The organism is Rhodovulum sp. ES.010 (assembly GCF_900142935.1).
GTDB lineage: Bacteria > Pseudomonadota > Alphaproteobacteria > Rhodobacterales > Rhodobacteraceae > Rhodovulum.
Genome location: NZ_FSRS01000001.1, coordinates 2,967,041 through 2,981,539, shown reverse-complemented (window position 1 = coordinate 2,981,539; position 14,499 = coordinate 2,967,041). Strand labels below are relative to the sequence as shown.

Below are 14,499 nucleotides of genomic sequence, written 5' to 3'. Positions count from 1 at the left end.
AGCAGAGACCCAATGCGCGCCCCCCTTTTCGAGGCCTATATCGAGCCCGCCCGCCTTTACCCCGAGCTCTGGCGGCTGTTCCTCGGGATCGGGGTGATCGTGCTGATCTATGCCGGTGTCTTCGCGCTGATGCTGGTGGGCGCCTACCCGGTGCTCGGGCCGCTCAATTACTTCGGCTGGATGCAGGGCCTGACCCAGCCCGCGACGCCCGGCCACACGCTGTTCATTCTGGCAAGCTTCCTCGGCATGGGACTCGCCGTGCTGATCGCGACGCCGGCGTTGCACTACCGCGAACCGAGCAGCCTCTTCGGCCCGTTCCGCGACACGATCCGCGGGTTCTTTGTATCGATCGCGGCTCTGATCCCGGTCTATGCGCTGCTGCTCCTCCTCGGGCAGCTTGTCACGCCGCTGGAGCCCAATCTGGACCCGGGCCAGTGGCTGAGGCTTCTGCCGTTGGCGGTGATCCTGGTGCTGGTGCAGACCGGGTCGGAAGAGCTTCTGTTCCGAGGCTACCTGCAACAGCAACTCGCCGCGCGCTTCGCATGGCGCGCGGTCTGGATGGGCGTACCGGCGCTGATCTTCACCGCGCTGCACTTCAACCCGATGGCGGGAGGGAACCTCGTTTTCATACTGCTCGGCGTGCTCGCCTTCGCGCTGGCCGCCGCCGACCTGACCGAGAAATCGGGCAGCCTGGGGTTCGCCATGGGCTGGCATTTCATCAACAACTGCAGCTCGCTCCTGCTGGTCTCGGTCAAGGGCACGATCACCGGGCTCGCGCTCTACGTCACGCCCTTCGACCTGAGCGACACGGCGATGGCGCCGGTCAGCTTCGGGCTGGACATCCTGTTGATCCTGGCGATGTGGCGGCTGCTGCGCGCGCTGATCTGACCGCCCGGGGCCGATTGCATTTCCCCGCCCCGGGGCTTATCTGACCGGCCAGACCGAGCGAAGGGTGGCGCGCCGCATGAACTGGATCAACAACTACGTCCGGCCCAAGATCAACTCGCTGTTCTCGCGCCGCGAGATGCCCGAGAACCTCTGGTCGAAATGCGACGCCTGCGGAACGATGCTGTTCCACCGCGAACTCAGCGACAACCTCAACGTCTGCACGGCTTGCGGCCATCACATGGGGATCAGCCCCCGCGACCGGTTCATCACGCTGTTCGACGGCGGCATCTTCGCCGAGGTGCCAGTGCCCCAGCCGGTCGCCGACCCGCTCCAGTTCCGCGACCAGAAGAAATATCCCGACCGGATGCGCGCCGCTCAGAAGGCCAGCGGCGAGAAAGAGGCGATGCTGGTCGCCGAGGGCGAGATCGGGCGCACCCCCGTCGTGGCGGCGGCGCAGGATTTCGGCTTCATGGGCGGGTCGATGGGGATGTATGTCGGCAACGCGATCATCGCCGGAATCGACCGCGCGGTGGAACTCAAGCGCCCGTTCATCCTGTTCTCGGCCGCCGGCGGCGCGCGGATGCAGGAGGGCATCCTCAGCCTGATGCAGATGCCCCGCGCCACCGTGGCGATCCAGATGCTGCGCGAGGCGGGCCTGCCCTACATCGTGGTCCTCACCCACCCCACGACGGGGGGCGTCACCGCCTCTTACGCGATGCTGGGCGACGTGCAGATCGCCGAGCCGAACGCGCTGATCTGCTTTGCCGGGCCACGGGTGATCGAACAGACGATCCGCGAGAAACTGCCCGAAGGCTTCCAGCGGGCGGAATACCTGCTGGAGCACGGCATGCTTGACCGCGTGACGCCGCGCACCAGGCTGCGCGAGGAACTCATCACCATCACCCGGATGCTGATGGGCCTGCCGCCCGCGGTGATCGCCGACCTGCCGCCTCCGGCCAGTTTCAGCCACGGGCCGGAAAAGGCGGCGGACCAGGACACCGAGAACGCCGAACCGCTGCGCAAGACCGCCCCGCCGGATGCAGACCCCCCCGAGGACGCCAAGGGGTGAGCGGGGCCGAAAGCGACGCCATCCTCGCGCGGATGATGGCGTTGCATCCCAAGATCATCGACCTGACGCTGGACCGGGTCTGGCGCCTGCTGGGCGCGCTCGATCACCCCGAGCGGCGGCTCGCGCCGGTGATCCACATCGCGGGAACCAACGGCAAGGGCTCGACGCTGGCGATGATCCGCGCGGGGTTGGAGGGCGCGGGGCTGCGCGTGCAGGCCTACACCTCGCCCCATCTCGCGCGGTTCCACGAACGCATAAGGCTGGCCGACGGGCTGATTTCCGAGGCCGCGCTGACGGAAGTGCTGGACGAGTTCGAGCGCGCCAATGGCAGGGCGGCGATCACCTATTTCGAGATCACCACCTGCGCCGCGCTCCTGGCCTTCGCCCGCGACCCCGCCGACTTCTGCTTGCTGGAGGTCGGTCTTGGGGGACGCCTGGACGCAACCAACGTGATCGACGCGCCCCGGCTGACCGTCATCACGCCTGTCGCTCTCGATCACCAGCAATTCCTCGGCGAGACACTGCCGCAGATCGCCTTCGAGAAGGCCGGCATCATCAAACGCAGCGTGCCCTGCGTGGTCGGCCCCCAAGAAGAGGCGGCGCTGGAGGTGATCGAGGCGCAGGCCACGCGCATGGGCGCGCCGCTTCTGGCCCACGGCCAGCACTGGCATGTCTGGGAGGAACGCGGACGGCTCGTCTTCCAGGACGAGCGGGGGCTGCTCGACCTGCCGATGCCGCGGCTCATCGGCGCCCACCAGGTGCAGAACGCCGGGATCGCGCTGGCCGCGCTACGCGCGCTGGACATGAACGAGGCCCCCTGCGAGGCCGCCATGGCCCGCGCCGAATGGCCCGCCCGCCTGCAACGCCTGCGCCAAGGGCCGCTGGTCGAGGGCGCGGGCCGGGCGGAGCTCTGGCTCGACGGCGGGCACAACCCCGCGGCCGGCGAAGCGCTGGCCGAGGCGCTGACGCGCTTGGCGCCGCGCCCGCTGCACCTGGTCTGCGGCATGCTGAACACGAAGGATGTCGGGGGGTTCATGCGCCCGCTGGCGCAAATCGCCGAAAGCCTGACCGCGGTGTCGATCCCCGGCGAGGCTGCGACGCTGCCCGCCGAGATAACGGCCGAGGCCGCGCGCGCGGCGGGTCTGTCCGCACGAACCGCCGAGAGCGTCCGCGCGGCCGTTGCGCGGATCGCCGCAGAGGTCCCGAACGCGCGCATCCTGATCTGCGGCTCGCTCTACCTCGCAGGCCGCGTTCTGGGCGAGAACGGCTGACCCCCGGCGCGGATCGCGCCCGAAACCCGGCCAGTCACCCCCGTCCCCAATCGGCGGCCTGCATCTCGCGCAGCCGGCTGGCCGTGCGCTCGAACTCGAACGAGCCTTCCCCTTCGAGATAGAGCGATTCCGGCACGTCCGCCGCAGACGCGATCAGGCGCACCCGTGCCTCATAGAGCGCGTCGATCAGCGTCACGAAGCGCCGCGCCTCGTTGTAATTCTCGGAGGACAGCCGCGGAATATCCTCGAGGATCAGAACCCGCACCGCCTCGGCGACGGCTAGGTAGTCCGCCGGCCCCAGCGGCTTGGCACAGAGGTCCCAGAAACTCGCCCGCGCCACCCCGTTGTGAAAGCGCGGTATCTCGACGTCGCGCCCCTGCACCCGCAGCACCAGCGGTCCGCCCGCGCCGCCGGTGAAATCCTCCCAGATCTCCGACATAGCCTCGCGGGCCAGGCGGTCTGCGGGCGTGAAATAGACATCCGCCCCGGTCAGCCTGTTCTGCCGGTAATCGGTGGGCGAGGCGAGGTGCATCACCTCCAGCCGCTCCTCGATCAGCCGGATGAAGGGCACGAACCGGTCCCGCTGCAGCCCGTCCTTGTAAAGATCGCCCGGCACCCGGTTCGACGTCGTCACAACCGTGACGCCCGCCCCGAACATCAGCTCGAACAACCGCCCCACGATCATCGCGTCGGTGATGTCGGTGATCTGCATCTCGTCAAGGCAAAGCAGGCGCAGGTCCTTGAACATCTCCGCCGCCACCGGCTTCAGCGCGTCGCCTGCACCGCCCGACCGTGCGGCGTGCAGCCCCGAATGCACCTCCTGCATGAAGGCGTGGAAATGGACGCGACGCTTCCCCTCGACCGCAACATTGGCGCAGAAGAAGTCCATCAGCATGGACTTGCCGCGCCCCACACCCCCCCAGAGGTATAGCCCGCGTTCGGCCTTGGGCGGCGGGGGCTTGCGGAACAGCCCGGCCCGGGGACGCGGCGGCGGGCACTCCAGCGCCTGCCGGATGCGATCCAGAGGCCCCAGCGCGGCGATCTGCGCGGGGTCGGGACGCAACTCCCCGGCCTCGACGCGCTGATCGTAAAGGTGGCGCAAGCTCGTGCCCATGGGCGCGTTCTAGGCCCCGCCCGCGCGGAAGAAAAGCCATGGCGCATGGGCCGCAGTCTTCAGATCGCGCGCAGGAACTCCCTCAGGGCCTCGCGAATGTCCCTGACATGCGTGACCGGCAAGGCATGGGTGGCACCGGGCACGACGACCTGCATCGCGTCGCGGTTGATCTCGGCCAGACGGCCCGGCACCGACCGCAGGATCACTTCGTCCTCCTCCGCCCACATGGCGAGCACGGGGAGACCGGTGCGGGCGACCTTGCGGTGGTCAACGGCCAGATCGTCGCGCAAGAAATGGCGCAGGCTCGACAGGATCGCGGGCAGGAAGCCGCGGTAACGCGTCTCCGCGCACTGGGCCTCGATGACCTCGCCGGAGATACCCTGATCGCGGCCCAGCGTCCGCGCGATCCGCCGGATCGCCAGCCCGCCGCCCACCCGCATCAGCCAGTCGCCCACCACCGGCACGTCGCGCACCAGCTTGAAGAGAAGCGGCGTCCGCTCGCCCAGGCCCGCGGCCGTGAGCAAGACCAGCCGGTTCACGCGGTGCGAGGCTTCGGCGGCAAAGGCGGTGGCGATCGCCCCGCCCATCGAATGCCCCACGAGCGTCACCGGGCCGTCGAACCCGAGATAGTCCAGAAGCGCCCGCAACTGGCCCACGAAAAAGGCCCGGTCCTGCGCGCCCCCGGGCCGGTCGGACAGGCCGCGCCCGTAAAGGTCGTAGCGAAGCACCCGGAACCCCATGCCCGCCAGGATCGCGGCGACCTCGTCCATGAAGGAACTGCCGATGGAAATGCCGTGGATCACGACGGCCACCGGGCCCTCGGTCGGGCCGTCCCAGCGGTAATGCGTACCCCCCGAGGGCAGATCGGCGATCCGCCCCGGTGCAGCCGCACGCGCCGCCCGATCCATCGGCCGACGCCGCCGCTCGGCCAGCGCCCAGGCAAGCACGGCGAGCGCAAGAAGCCCGAAGGCCCAGGTCATCGCCCGCGCCAGGCGTCCAGGATATGGGCACAGGTCATCAGGTCGAGATGCGCGCCACCGCCGTTCTTGAACAGCGTGATCTCGTCGTCGGACCGGCGGGCGAAGGCCCCCGAGCCAAGATCGTAATAGTCGGCCACGATGTCGGTTTCGGCGATGGCGCCTTGCTCGAGCGGGATCCTCAATTCGCCGATATGGCCCAGCGTCGTATCGCGGCTGTCGACGAAAACGCGGGCGCGTTGCAGCGCCGTGTCGTCGGCTTCGCGCATGTCCGGGCGGAAGGCGCCGATCAGGTCGAGATGCTGCCCCGGCCGCAACCAGGCGCCGCGGATCAGCGGCTGTGTCGCCATGGTCGCGGAGGTCACGATGTCGGCCTCGCGCACCGCGGCCTCCAGATCGCCCGTGACCCGGACATCCGGAAAGGCCGAGGCCAGCCGTTCCGCACCCGCCGCCGAGCGGTTCCAGACGGCGAACCGCGCATCCGGAAAAGCACCGGAATACGCCTCGTAAAGCGCATGGGCGACCGTTCCCGCCCCGACGATCAGAATGCGCTCACTGTCCGGCCGAGCGAGCTTGGTGGCCGCGAAAAGGCTGTCGCCTGCGGTCTTCCACTTGGTGACGAGGTGAAAGTCGATGATGGCGCTCAGCGTGCCGTCACGGTCGGAATAGAGACTGACGCCGCCGTTCACCGCGGGCTTGCCGTCGGTCGGGTTGCCCGGAAAGATCGTCGCCGACTTCACCGCGATGCCCAGCCCGTCGATCCAGGCCGCGCGCGAAAGCAGCGTGTCCGGCCCGCGGTAGAGGAACGTGTCGGCGATCTCGGCGCGCGGCAGGGCATGGCCCGCCTCGAACGCCGCGCAAAGGCCCTGCCAGGTCAGGATGCGCTCGCCCTCTTCGAAACCGATGATCTCAGGCATGGTGCGTCACCTCGTCGGCGCCCGGCACGCCCGCCTCGACCAGCCGGGCCACCCAGCTTTCCGCCGCCTCGAAGAGATGCGTCTGCCAGCCGCGCCGGGCCGCGGCGGCGATGTTCTCGGGCCGGTCGTCGGTGAAGATCAGCCTTTCGGGCGCGATGCCGGTTTCGCGTTCGAGGACCGCGTAGATCGCCGGGTCGGGCTTGACGACGCCGAGACGCGCCGAGACGAAGGCCCGGTCGAACAGGTCGAAGAACGGATAGGCGCGCCGCGCGATTTCGTAGGTGTCGGTGCCGAAATTCGTCAGCGCGAAGACCGGCACGCCGCGCGCCCTCAGAGCCTTCAGCAGCGCGACCGAACCCGGGATGGCCGGGCTCGCCATCTCCAGCCAGTGGCTCTGCCACAGCCGGATTTCGGCCGCCCAGCCCGGGTGCTGCGCGGCCAACGCCTCCACCGCCCCGCCAAGGTCCGCACCGTGATCGACCGACAGGTTCATGCCGTACAGGTCGACCTCGGCGAACAGCGCGCGGCGCCGGTCGGCGCCGATGCGGCGGTCGAAAAAGGCCTCGGGCTGCCAGTCGATCAGCACCCGGCCGATGTCGAAGACGACGGCGTCGATGGGCATGGGCTCTCCTCGTTCGCGGCCGAGGCTAGCGGGTGCCCCCCGGCGGCGGAAGGGCGAATTGCGCCGGCGCGCTCATCCGCCCCGGCCGGCGGCCCGGAGCACGCGTTCCAGCCCGTCGAGGAACCGCGAACGGTCGGCCTTCGAGAAGGCCCGCCCCCCGCCCTGCCGGAACGGGTCGGCGGCGCGCAGGTCGGCCATCAGGTCGCGGCTGGCGAGTTTCTGGCCGATATTGGCCTCGGTGAAGGGCTCGCCATTGTGGTTCAGCACCCGCGCGCCCTGGCCGACGCATTTCGCGGCAAGCGGCACGTCGGCCGTCACGACCACATCGCCCGGCCCGGCGCGCTCGGCGATCCACTTGTCCGCCTCGTCCGGGCCGTCGGGGACATAGACCATGCGGGCCAGCGGGTGGTCCACCGGGCGCAAACCGCCATTGGCCACATAGTGAATCTCGGCCCCGTGCCGCTCGGCCACGCGCAGCGCCTCCGCCTTCACCGGGCAGGCGTCGGCATCGACGAAGATGCGGCTCACCCGTACAGCGCCTCGGCATGGAAGGCCACGTGGTCCTCCATGAAGGTCGAGACGAAGAAATAGCTGTGATCGTAGCCCGGCTGCATCCGCAGCGTGCCGGGGTGACGCGTTTCGGTCAGCGCGGCGGCCAGCGCCTCGGGCATCAGCGAATCGATGAACTGGTCTGCCGTGCCCTGGTCGATCAGCATCGGCCCGGCGAACCCGTTCTCGCGCAGCGACAGGCACGCGTCGTGGCGCACCCAGTCCACCTTGCCCTCGCCGAGATAGGCGTGGATCGGCTTCTTCGCCCAGTCCGATTGGCTGGGATGCGTGATCGGCGCGAAGGCCGAGACGCTGGCGAAGCGGCCCGGATAGGCCATCGCGATGGTCAGCGCGCCATGCCCGCCCATCGAATGGCCCGAGATCGCTTGGCGCTCCTCGTCGATGGCGAAATCGTTCAGGATCACGCGCGGCAACTCCTCGGCGACGTAATCCCACATCCGGTAATTGGCAGCCCAGGGGGCCTCGGTCGCGTTCACGTAGAACCCGGCCCCCTTGCCCAGATTGTACATCTCGTCATCGGCCACGCCGTCGCCGCGGGGCGAGGTATCGGGAAACGCCAGCGCGATCCCGTGCTCGGCGGCCCATTGCTGGGCGCCGGCCTTCACCATCGCGTTTTCGTGGGTGCAGGTCAGGCCCGAAAGATACCACAGCATCGGCACCGGGCCATCCTGCGCCTCGGCGGGCAGGAACAGGCCGAAGGTCATGTCGCAGGCACATACGTCCGAGGCATGGGTATAGACCCCCTGCATCCCCCCGAAACACTTGTTTTCCGATACGGTCTCCATGGCTTTCGCTCCCTCGACGCTTCTCGTCCACAGGGCTAGCGCGCCCACCCCGTCCCGGCAAGTCGCGCGCGTCGCGACGCAGCGGCCCCGTGCCGCGGCGCAGACGCCGCCGGACCCGACAAATACGGTTCAACCCTGAACCAGTTCCGCGCGACAACGTGTGCGGCCCGCCCCACCCCTTCTTCTGGCCTGAAATATCCGGGGGTCCGGGGGCAGAGCCCCCGGCGGGTCGCCTTGGCGAAGCCAAGGCGAAACCCGATCCGCCGCTAGCCCGATCCGATCAGGATGCCCGCCGCCAGAACCAGCGCGCCGCCCAGCACAACCTGGAAGGCGGCGCGGAAGAACGGCGTTTCCATGTATTTCTTCTGGATCCAGGCAATCGCCCAGAGTTCCACGAAAACCACGGCCATGGCGATGATCGTCGCCGTCCAGAAATGCGGGATCAGGTAGGGCAGTGCGTGGCCCAGCCCCCCCAGCGCCGTCATCACCCCCGAGGCGATGCCGCGTTTCACCGGCGAGCCGCGGCCCGAGATCTCGCCATCATCCGACGCCGCCTCGGTGAAGCCCATCGAGATCCCCGCGCCCACGGAGGCCGCGAGACCGACCAGGAAGGTCGTCCATGTGTCCTGCGTAGCAAAGGCCGTGGCGAAGATCGGCGCCAACGTCGAGACCGACCCGTCCATCAGCCCCGCCAGCCCGGGCTGGACCCAGGTCAGCACGAATTGCCGGTGGGCGGTGCGGTCCTCCTGTTCCTTGACGTCCTCGCCCAGATGCTCGGCGGCAAGGCTGTCGGCCGTCGCCTCATGCCCGGCCTCGGCCGCGGCGAGATCACCCAGGAGCTTCCGGGTCTCGGCGTCGGAGGTGCGCTGCGCGGCCTTGAGGTAGAAATGATGCGCCTCGCGCTCCATCATCTCGGCCTCTTCGCGGATGCGCTCGAGCCCGAGATTCTGCACCAGCCAGACCGGGCGCCGCGCGTAATAGCCCGAGACATGCTCGCGCCGGATCAGCGGGATCACCTCCCCGAACCGCGCGCGGTGCGTCTCGATCAGGCGCTGGCGGTGGCCGTCCTCCTCGCGCGCCATTTCCTCGAACACCTTCGCGGAATCCGGATAGTCGCCGCGCAACTGCTCGGCATAGCTGCGATAGATACGCGCGTCGTCCTCCTCCGACGAGATCGCCAGGGCGAGGATTTCCTGCTCGGACAGGTCGGAGAAGCGGCGACGCTGCGGAACGCCAGGAATCATCGGGGCCTCCGTATTTGGAATGATTCTAAATTAATCGAGCGGCAGCCGGGGGCAACGGAAATCTCGCTGCGGATGCAAGGAAGGGCGAGAGGGCCAATTGCCGCCCTCGGGCCGGCTTGCCCGTCGCGCCCCCTCCGGGCTAGACTTCCGGGCCACCGTGCGGGAGAGCCCATGAACGTCCGCCCCGGCCAGATCAAGAAGGGCCGCAAGTTCGACCAGGTCCTCGACGGCGCACGCAAGGTATTCCTGCGCGACGGGTTCGAGGGCGCGAATGTCGACGATATCGCCCGCGCATCCGGGGTGTCGAAGGCGACGCTCTACAGCTACTTCCCCGACAAGCGCCTGTTGTTTCTCGAAGTGTTCCGCGTGGAATGCGACCGCCAGACCCACGCCGCGCTGTCCGAGATCGACTTCACGGCCCCGGTGCCGATAGTACTGCGCAAGGCCGCCGAGCACATGGTCGCCTCGTTCCTGTCGGACCTGAACCAGGCGGTGTTCCGGGTCTGCGTGGCCGAGGCCGACCGCTTTCCCGAACTGGGCGAGGCGTTCTACCGCTCGGGCCCGTGCCGCCTGCACCACGAGATCGTGGCCTATCTGGGCCGCGCCGACTCGGCGGGCGCGCTCGCCGTGCCCGACCCGCACCTGGCCGCGGACCAGTTCATCGAACTCTGCAAGGCCGACATCTACCTGCGCCACCTTCTGGGCGTGCAGATCCGGTTCACGCCCGCGGAGATCGACCGGGTGATCGACGGCGCCGTGACCACGTTCATGGCGCGCTACGCGCGCTGAGCCTCAGTCGACCCGCCGCACCTGCAACTGGTTGCCAACCTGCCGGGTCTCGAACCGTTTCAGCCCGCGCACGAGGTCCGAGAGCTTGCGCTTGCCATAGGTGCGGGTGTCGAAATCGGGATTGTCGGCGGTGATGTACTGGCCCAGCTGGCCGAGCGTGTACCACTCGTCCTCCTGCTCGATCTTGTCCATCGCCCGCAGGATAAGGTCGATCGCTTCGCGCGGGTTGCGCTTGCCGGCGGGCTCCGCCGCGGGCCCCTTCTGGGCGGGCGCGGGCTCCTCGACGATGTTCTCGATCAGCACGAAGCGGTTGCAGACATTGCGCAAGCTGACCGGCGCCTTGGACTCGCCGATGCCGATCACGTCCAGCCCGTGTTCGCGGATGCGGCTCGCCAACCGGGTGAAGTCGCTGTCGGAGGACACCAGCACGAACCCGTCGAACCGGCCCGAATGCAGGATGTCCATCGCGTCGATCACCAACCCGATATCGGAGGCGTTCTTGCCCTTGGTGTTCGCGGTTTCCTGGTGGGCGACCAGCCCCAGCGCCATCACCTTTTCCGCCCAGGGCTTCAGGCGGTCCGAGGACCAGTCGCCGTAGACGCGCCGCAGCGCGGGTTCCCCGAAAGAGGTGATCTCCTTCAGGATCGCCTCGGCATAGCGGGCGGGGATGTTGTCGGCGTCGATCAGGACGGCGAGGAGAGGGGGCTTGGAGTCGGGCATGGTTCCTGCATCGCTTTCGTTTTCCGCCTGTCTACACGGGCGGGCCGGCGGGGAACAGCCTCTCGCTCAACCGGTCTCGATGGTGATCCCCTCGTGGGCGAGTTCCAGCGTTTCGATGACCACCTCGTTGCCCTCGGCCTTCAGGTCGGTGCCCTGCACCTTGACGGGAAAGGCGTTCACCAGCCGCCAGATCATGGCCGGCGCCCCCGCCTCGTCCAACAGCCGGATGGTGACCGCGCGCCGCTCGACGGTGTTGATCTTGACCTCGGCGACCCAGTCCCAGAGCGTGCTGTCCCCGGCAAACCCGCCCTTCTTCAGCGTGACGTTTGCCGTCTTCCGGATCCCCGGCATCTTGACGCTCGAAAAGGCAGGGCTGTTGCCGGCCCGGTCGTCCAGCGGCCGGGTTTCGACATCCAGACCGGACACCTCCTGGAACCCGATGGGCGCCCCGTCCCCGAAGCTGACCTCGAAATGGAATTTCGGCAGGGGCCAGGCCGTCCCAGGCCCCGTGCCGTCCTTCGCGCTCAATAGACCACCACGCTTCTGATGGATTTTCCTTGGTGCATGAGGTCGAAGCCGTGGTTGATCTCGTCCAGCGTCAGGGTGTGGGTGATCATCGGGTCGATCTCGATCTTGCCGTCCATGTACCACTCCACGATCTTCGGCACGTCGGTCCGGCCGCGCGCACCGCCGAACGCCGTGCCCTTCCAGACCCGCCCGGTGACCAGCTGGAACGGCCGGGTCGAAATCTCGGCCCCCGCCGGCGCCACGCCGATGATGATCGACTCGCCCCAGCCCTTGTGCGCGCATTCGAGTGCGGCGCGCATCACGTTCACGTTGCCGGTGCAGTCGAAGCTGTAATCCGCGCCGCCCTTCGTCAGGTCGACCAGATAGGGCACCAGGTCGCCCTCAACCTCGGCCGGATTGACGAAATCGGTCATCCCGAAACGCTCGCCCATCTCGCGCTTCGCGGGGTTGAGGTCGACGCCGACGATCTGGTCTGCGCCCACCAGCCTGAGCCCCTGGATCACGTTCAGACCGATGCCGCCCAGCCCGAACACCACCGCCCGGCAGCCGGGCTCCGCCTTGGCGGTGTTGATCACCGCGCCCACCCCCGTGGTCACGCCGCAGCCGATGTAGCAGACCTTGTCGAAGGGCGCGTCGGGGCGGATCTTCGCCACCGCGATCTCGGGCAGCACGGTGTAGTTCGAAAACGTCGAGCAGCCCATGTAGTGATAGAGCGGGTCGCCATCCAGCGTCTTGAACCGCGAGGTGCCGTCGGGCATCAGGCCCTGGCCCTGCGTCGCGCGGATCGCCTGGCAGAGGTTGGTCTTGGGGTTCAGGCAGTATTCGCATTCGCGGCATTCCGGCGTGTAGAGCGGGATCACGTGATCGCCCGTCTTGACGCTGGTCACGCCGGGGCCGGTCTCCACCACCACGCCCGCGCCCTCGTGGCCCAGGATCGTCGGAAACAGCCCCTCCGGGTCGGCGCCCGAGCGCGTGAACTCGTCGGTGTGGCAAAGCCCCGTGGCCTTGATCTCCACCAGAACCTCGCCCGCCTTCGGGCCGGCAAGCTCCACCTCCGTCACCTCCAAAGGCGAATCCGCCCGAAACGCAACCGCAGCACGCGTCCGCATCGTCTTGTCCCTTCCTGCATGAGTTTGCGCGAAGGGTGCGGGAAAGGCCGCTGCATTGCAAGCGCGGGCGGCGTGGACTCGACTCCCCGCAGGCGCGAAGATAGATTTGGAACATAAAGTGAACATACACTGCCGCCATGCCCGCCCGCCGCATCCTCTCGCTCTGGTTTCCGCGGCTTGCCGCCGACCGCGCACTGCGCCGCCATCGCGGCCTGCCGCCCGGCCCCTTCGCGGTGATCGCCGAGGCGACCGGCGCACAGGCGATCGCCTCGCTGAACGACGAGGCCGAGGCGGCGGGGCTCAGGCAGGGCCAGCCGCTCAGGGACGCGATGGCGATCTGCCCGCAGCTGATCACCCGGCCGGCCGACCCGTCGGGCGAGGCGGCGTTTCTCCGGGGACTTTCCCGCTGGGCGGGCAAGTTCTCGCCCTGGGTGGCGGAAGAGCCCCCCGACGCGCTGGTGATCGACATCACCGGATGCGCCCATCTCTTCGGCGGCGAGGCGGGCCTGATGGCGCAGGTCGAGGCCGATTGCGCCGATCTGGGGCTGCGCGTGCGGGCGGGGCTGGCCGATACAAGGGGCGCGGCCTGGGCGCTGGCGCGGTTCGCCGGGCAGTCCGTGCGCCCCCACCGCTCGGGCGACGCCATCGCGCAGGAGGCCCGCGCCACCCGCTCGCGCGCGGCGAAACGCCGGGTCTGGCAACGCCTGCCGCCCGCGGGTGACCCGGCGGAGACCCCGCGCATCGCCGCTCCCGGCCAGACACGCCCGGCACTCGCGCCGCTGCCGATGGCCGCTCTGCGACTGCCCGAGGACACCGTGGCGGCGCTGGCCCGGCTGGGGCTGCGGCGGATCGAGGACATTCTCGGCATGCCGCGCGCCCCCCTCGCCCGCCGGTTCGGGCGCGACCTCGTCCGGCGGCTCGACCAGGCGCTGGGGGCCGAGCCCGAGCCCGTTTCGCCGCTGCGCGCCGCACCGCATTTCGCGGTGCGCCTGTCGCTGCCCGAGCCGATCGGGCTGGAGGCGGACATCCTCACCGGGCTCGACCGGCTGCTGGAGGCGCTCGCGGCGCGGCTGACAGAGGCGGCGCGCGGCGCGCGGCGGGTGCGGTTCCAGGCGTTCCGCTGCGACCACGGGGTCGAGGAGATCGAACTGGGCCTTGCCCAGGCCACCGCGGCCCCCGACCGAATCCGGCCGCTGATCGCGCTGAAACTCGCCAGTCTCGACGCCGGCCCCGGGCTCGATCGGCTTCGGCTCGAGGCGCATGTGACCGAGCCCGTCCATGCCCGCCAGCATGCCGGCCACGCCGAGGCCGTCCGCGCCGCGCAGCACCGCCACGGCACGGAGGCGGCGCTTGCGGACCTAATCGGGCGGATCGGGGTGCGGATCGGGCTCGAGGCGATCACACGGATGGCCCCGGCCGAAAGCCACATTCCCGAGAAGGGCTGGCAGGTGCTGGCCGCCGCCTGGTCCGAGCCGGTAGATCGCTGGCCCGCCCGCGACCGGCCCCGGCCGCTGCTGTTGTTCCCGCCCGAGCCGGTCATGGCCCCGGACAGGCCGGGGCCGCCCGCCCGGTTCCGCTGGCGGCGGCGCGATTTCCGGGCGGTGGGCGCGACCGGCCCCGAACGGATCGCGCCGGAATGGTGGCTGGACGATCCCGACTGGCGATCCGGCCCGCGCGATTACTGGCGGGTGGAGACGGAGACCGGCCTCAGGCTCTGGCTCTACTATGCGCACGGGGGCGAGATGTCGTCGGGCTGGTTCTGCCAGGGGCAATTCGGGTAAGCGGGCAGCCACGGCACCCAAACGCCGCGGGCAAGCCCCTGAGCCAAGACGCATGGCACCGGCCGGCCGCCTTCCCCGGCCTGCCCAGGGCCAGGGCGGGCCACGCGCGGATGCG

Annotated in this window: 15 protein-coding genes; 5 read left to right on the top strand and 10 right to left on the bottom strand. The window is 69.2% G+C overall.

The features are described from left to right. The first annotated feature begins 12 nt into the window (after nucleotides 1-12). The 3 genes from BUR28_RS14660 (at nucleotide 13) to BUR28_RS14650 (ending at nucleotide 3,228) form a co-directional block, all read left to right on the top strand. On the top strand, nucleotides 13-888 hold the full coding sequence (locus BUR28_RS14660; RefSeq protein WP_074220795.1) for a CPBP family intramembrane glutamic endopeptidase: 876 nt from the start codon (nucleotides 13-15) through the stop codon (nucleotides 886-888). Nucleotides 889-964: 76 nt separating this feature from the next. Further along, complete coding sequence (gene accD, locus BUR28_RS14655; protein ID WP_074220794.1) at nucleotides 965-1,957, top strand: acetyl-CoA carboxylase, carboxyltransferase subunit beta; 993 nt, start codon at nucleotides 965-967, stop codon at nucleotides 1,955-1,957. Further along, nucleotides 1,954-3,228, top strand: a complete 1,275-nt coding sequence (locus BUR28_RS14650; protein WP_139307585.1) for a bifunctional folylpolyglutamate synthase/dihydrofolate synthase — start codon at nucleotides 1,954-1,956, stop codon at nucleotides 3,226-3,228. Before accD ends, BUR28_RS14650 begins: the two co-directional genes overlap by 4 nt. Before the next feature lie 34 nt (nucleotides 3,229-3,262). Here BUR28_RS14650 and zapE read toward each other — a convergent pair whose 3' ends face one another. From zapE to mbfA, 7 genes are all read right to left on the bottom strand, one after another. Further along, the gene (gene zapE, locus BUR28_RS14645) at nucleotides 3,263-4,342 is read right to left on the bottom strand and encodes a cell division protein ZapE (protein WP_074220793.1); all 1,080 of its coding nucleotides are present in this window, start codon (nucleotides 4,340-4,342) and stop codon (nucleotides 3,263-3,265) included. Nucleotides 4,343-4,401: 59 nt separating this feature from the next. Then, nucleotides 4,402-5,322, bottom strand: coding sequence for an alpha/beta fold hydrolase (locus tag BUR28_RS14640; protein WP_074220792.1), 921 nt, complete (start codon nucleotides 5,320-5,322; stop codon nucleotides 4,402-4,404). Then, nucleotides 5,319-6,236 carry an ornithine cyclodeaminase family protein gene (locus BUR28_RS14635; RefSeq protein WP_074220791.1) on the bottom strand — a complete coding sequence of 306 codons (918 nt, stop codon included), beginning with the start codon at nucleotides 6,234-6,236 and terminating at the stop codon, nucleotides 5,319-5,321. Before BUR28_RS14635 ends, BUR28_RS14640 begins: the two co-directional genes overlap by 4 nt. Further along, nucleotides 6,229-6,858 carry an HAD family hydrolase gene (locus BUR28_RS14630; protein ID WP_074220790.1) on the bottom strand — a complete coding sequence of 210 codons (630 nt, stop codon included), beginning with the start codon at nucleotides 6,856-6,858 and terminating at the stop codon, nucleotides 6,229-6,231. Before BUR28_RS14630 ends, BUR28_RS14635 begins: the two co-directional genes overlap by 8 nt. Before the next feature lie 72 nt (nucleotides 6,859-6,930). Next, nucleotides 6,931-7,386, bottom strand: a complete 456-nt coding sequence (locus BUR28_RS14625; RefSeq protein WP_074220789.1) for a YaiI/YqxD family protein — start codon at nucleotides 7,384-7,386, stop codon at nucleotides 6,931-6,933. After that, a complete protein-coding gene (gene fghA, locus BUR28_RS14620) occupies nucleotides 7,383-8,213 on the bottom strand; it encodes an S-formylglutathione hydrolase (RefSeq protein ID WP_074220788.1) in 831 nt (276 codons plus the stop codon). The genes BUR28_RS14625 and fghA overlap by 4 nt, the downstream gene beginning before the upstream one ends. A gap of 266 nt (nucleotides 8,214-8,479) precedes the next feature. After that, nucleotides 8,480-9,457 (bottom strand): iron exporter MbfA, encoded by a 978-nt coding sequence (gene mbfA / locus BUR28_RS14615; protein WP_074220787.1) that lies wholly within the window; start codon nucleotides 9,455-9,457, stop codon nucleotides 8,480-8,482. A gap of 171 nt (nucleotides 9,458-9,628) precedes the next feature. On the opposite strand from mbfA, the gene BUR28_RS14610 reads away from it, so the two are divergent. After that, nucleotides 9,629-10,246: a TetR/AcrR family transcriptional regulator gene (locus BUR28_RS14610; RefSeq protein WP_074220786.1), complete on the top strand. Its 618-nt coding sequence runs from the start codon at nucleotides 9,629-9,631 to the stop codon at nucleotides 10,244-10,246. Nucleotides 10,247-10,249: 3 nt separating this feature from the next. Here the strand turns inward: BUR28_RS14610 and BUR28_RS14605 are convergent, their stop codons facing one another. The 3 genes from BUR28_RS14605 to BUR28_RS14595 all read right to left on the bottom strand — a co-directional run bounded on the left by BUR28_RS14605 (nucleotide 10,250) and on the right by BUR28_RS14595 (nucleotide 12,603). After that, nucleotides 10,250-10,966: an NYN domain-containing protein gene (locus BUR28_RS14605; RefSeq protein ID WP_074220785.1), complete on the bottom strand. Its 717-nt coding sequence runs from the start codon at nucleotides 10,964-10,966 to the stop codon at nucleotides 10,250-10,252. Between the two features lie 66 nt (nucleotides 10,967-11,032). Next, nucleotides 11,033-11,494 carry a phage tail protein gene (locus tag BUR28_RS14600; RefSeq protein ID WP_074220784.1) on the bottom strand — a complete coding sequence of 154 codons (462 nt, stop codon included), beginning with the start codon at nucleotides 11,492-11,494 and terminating at the stop codon, nucleotides 11,033-11,035. Next, nucleotides 11,491-12,603 carry an S-(hydroxymethyl)glutathione dehydrogenase/class III alcohol dehydrogenase gene (locus BUR28_RS14595; protein ID WP_074220302.1) on the bottom strand — a complete coding sequence of 371 codons (1,113 nt, stop codon included), beginning with the start codon at nucleotides 12,601-12,603 and terminating at the stop codon, nucleotides 11,491-11,493. Before BUR28_RS14595 ends, BUR28_RS14600 begins: the two co-directional genes overlap by 4 nt. A gap of 137 nt (nucleotides 12,604-12,740) precedes the next feature. Here BUR28_RS14595 and BUR28_RS14590 point away from each other — a divergent pair, with 137 nt between their 5' ends. Further along, entirely contained in the window at nucleotides 12,741-14,384 is a 1,644-nt protein-coding gene (locus tag BUR28_RS14590) for a Y-family DNA polymerase (protein WP_074220783.1), read from the top strand. Nucleotides 14,385-14,499 lie beyond the last annotated feature (115 nt).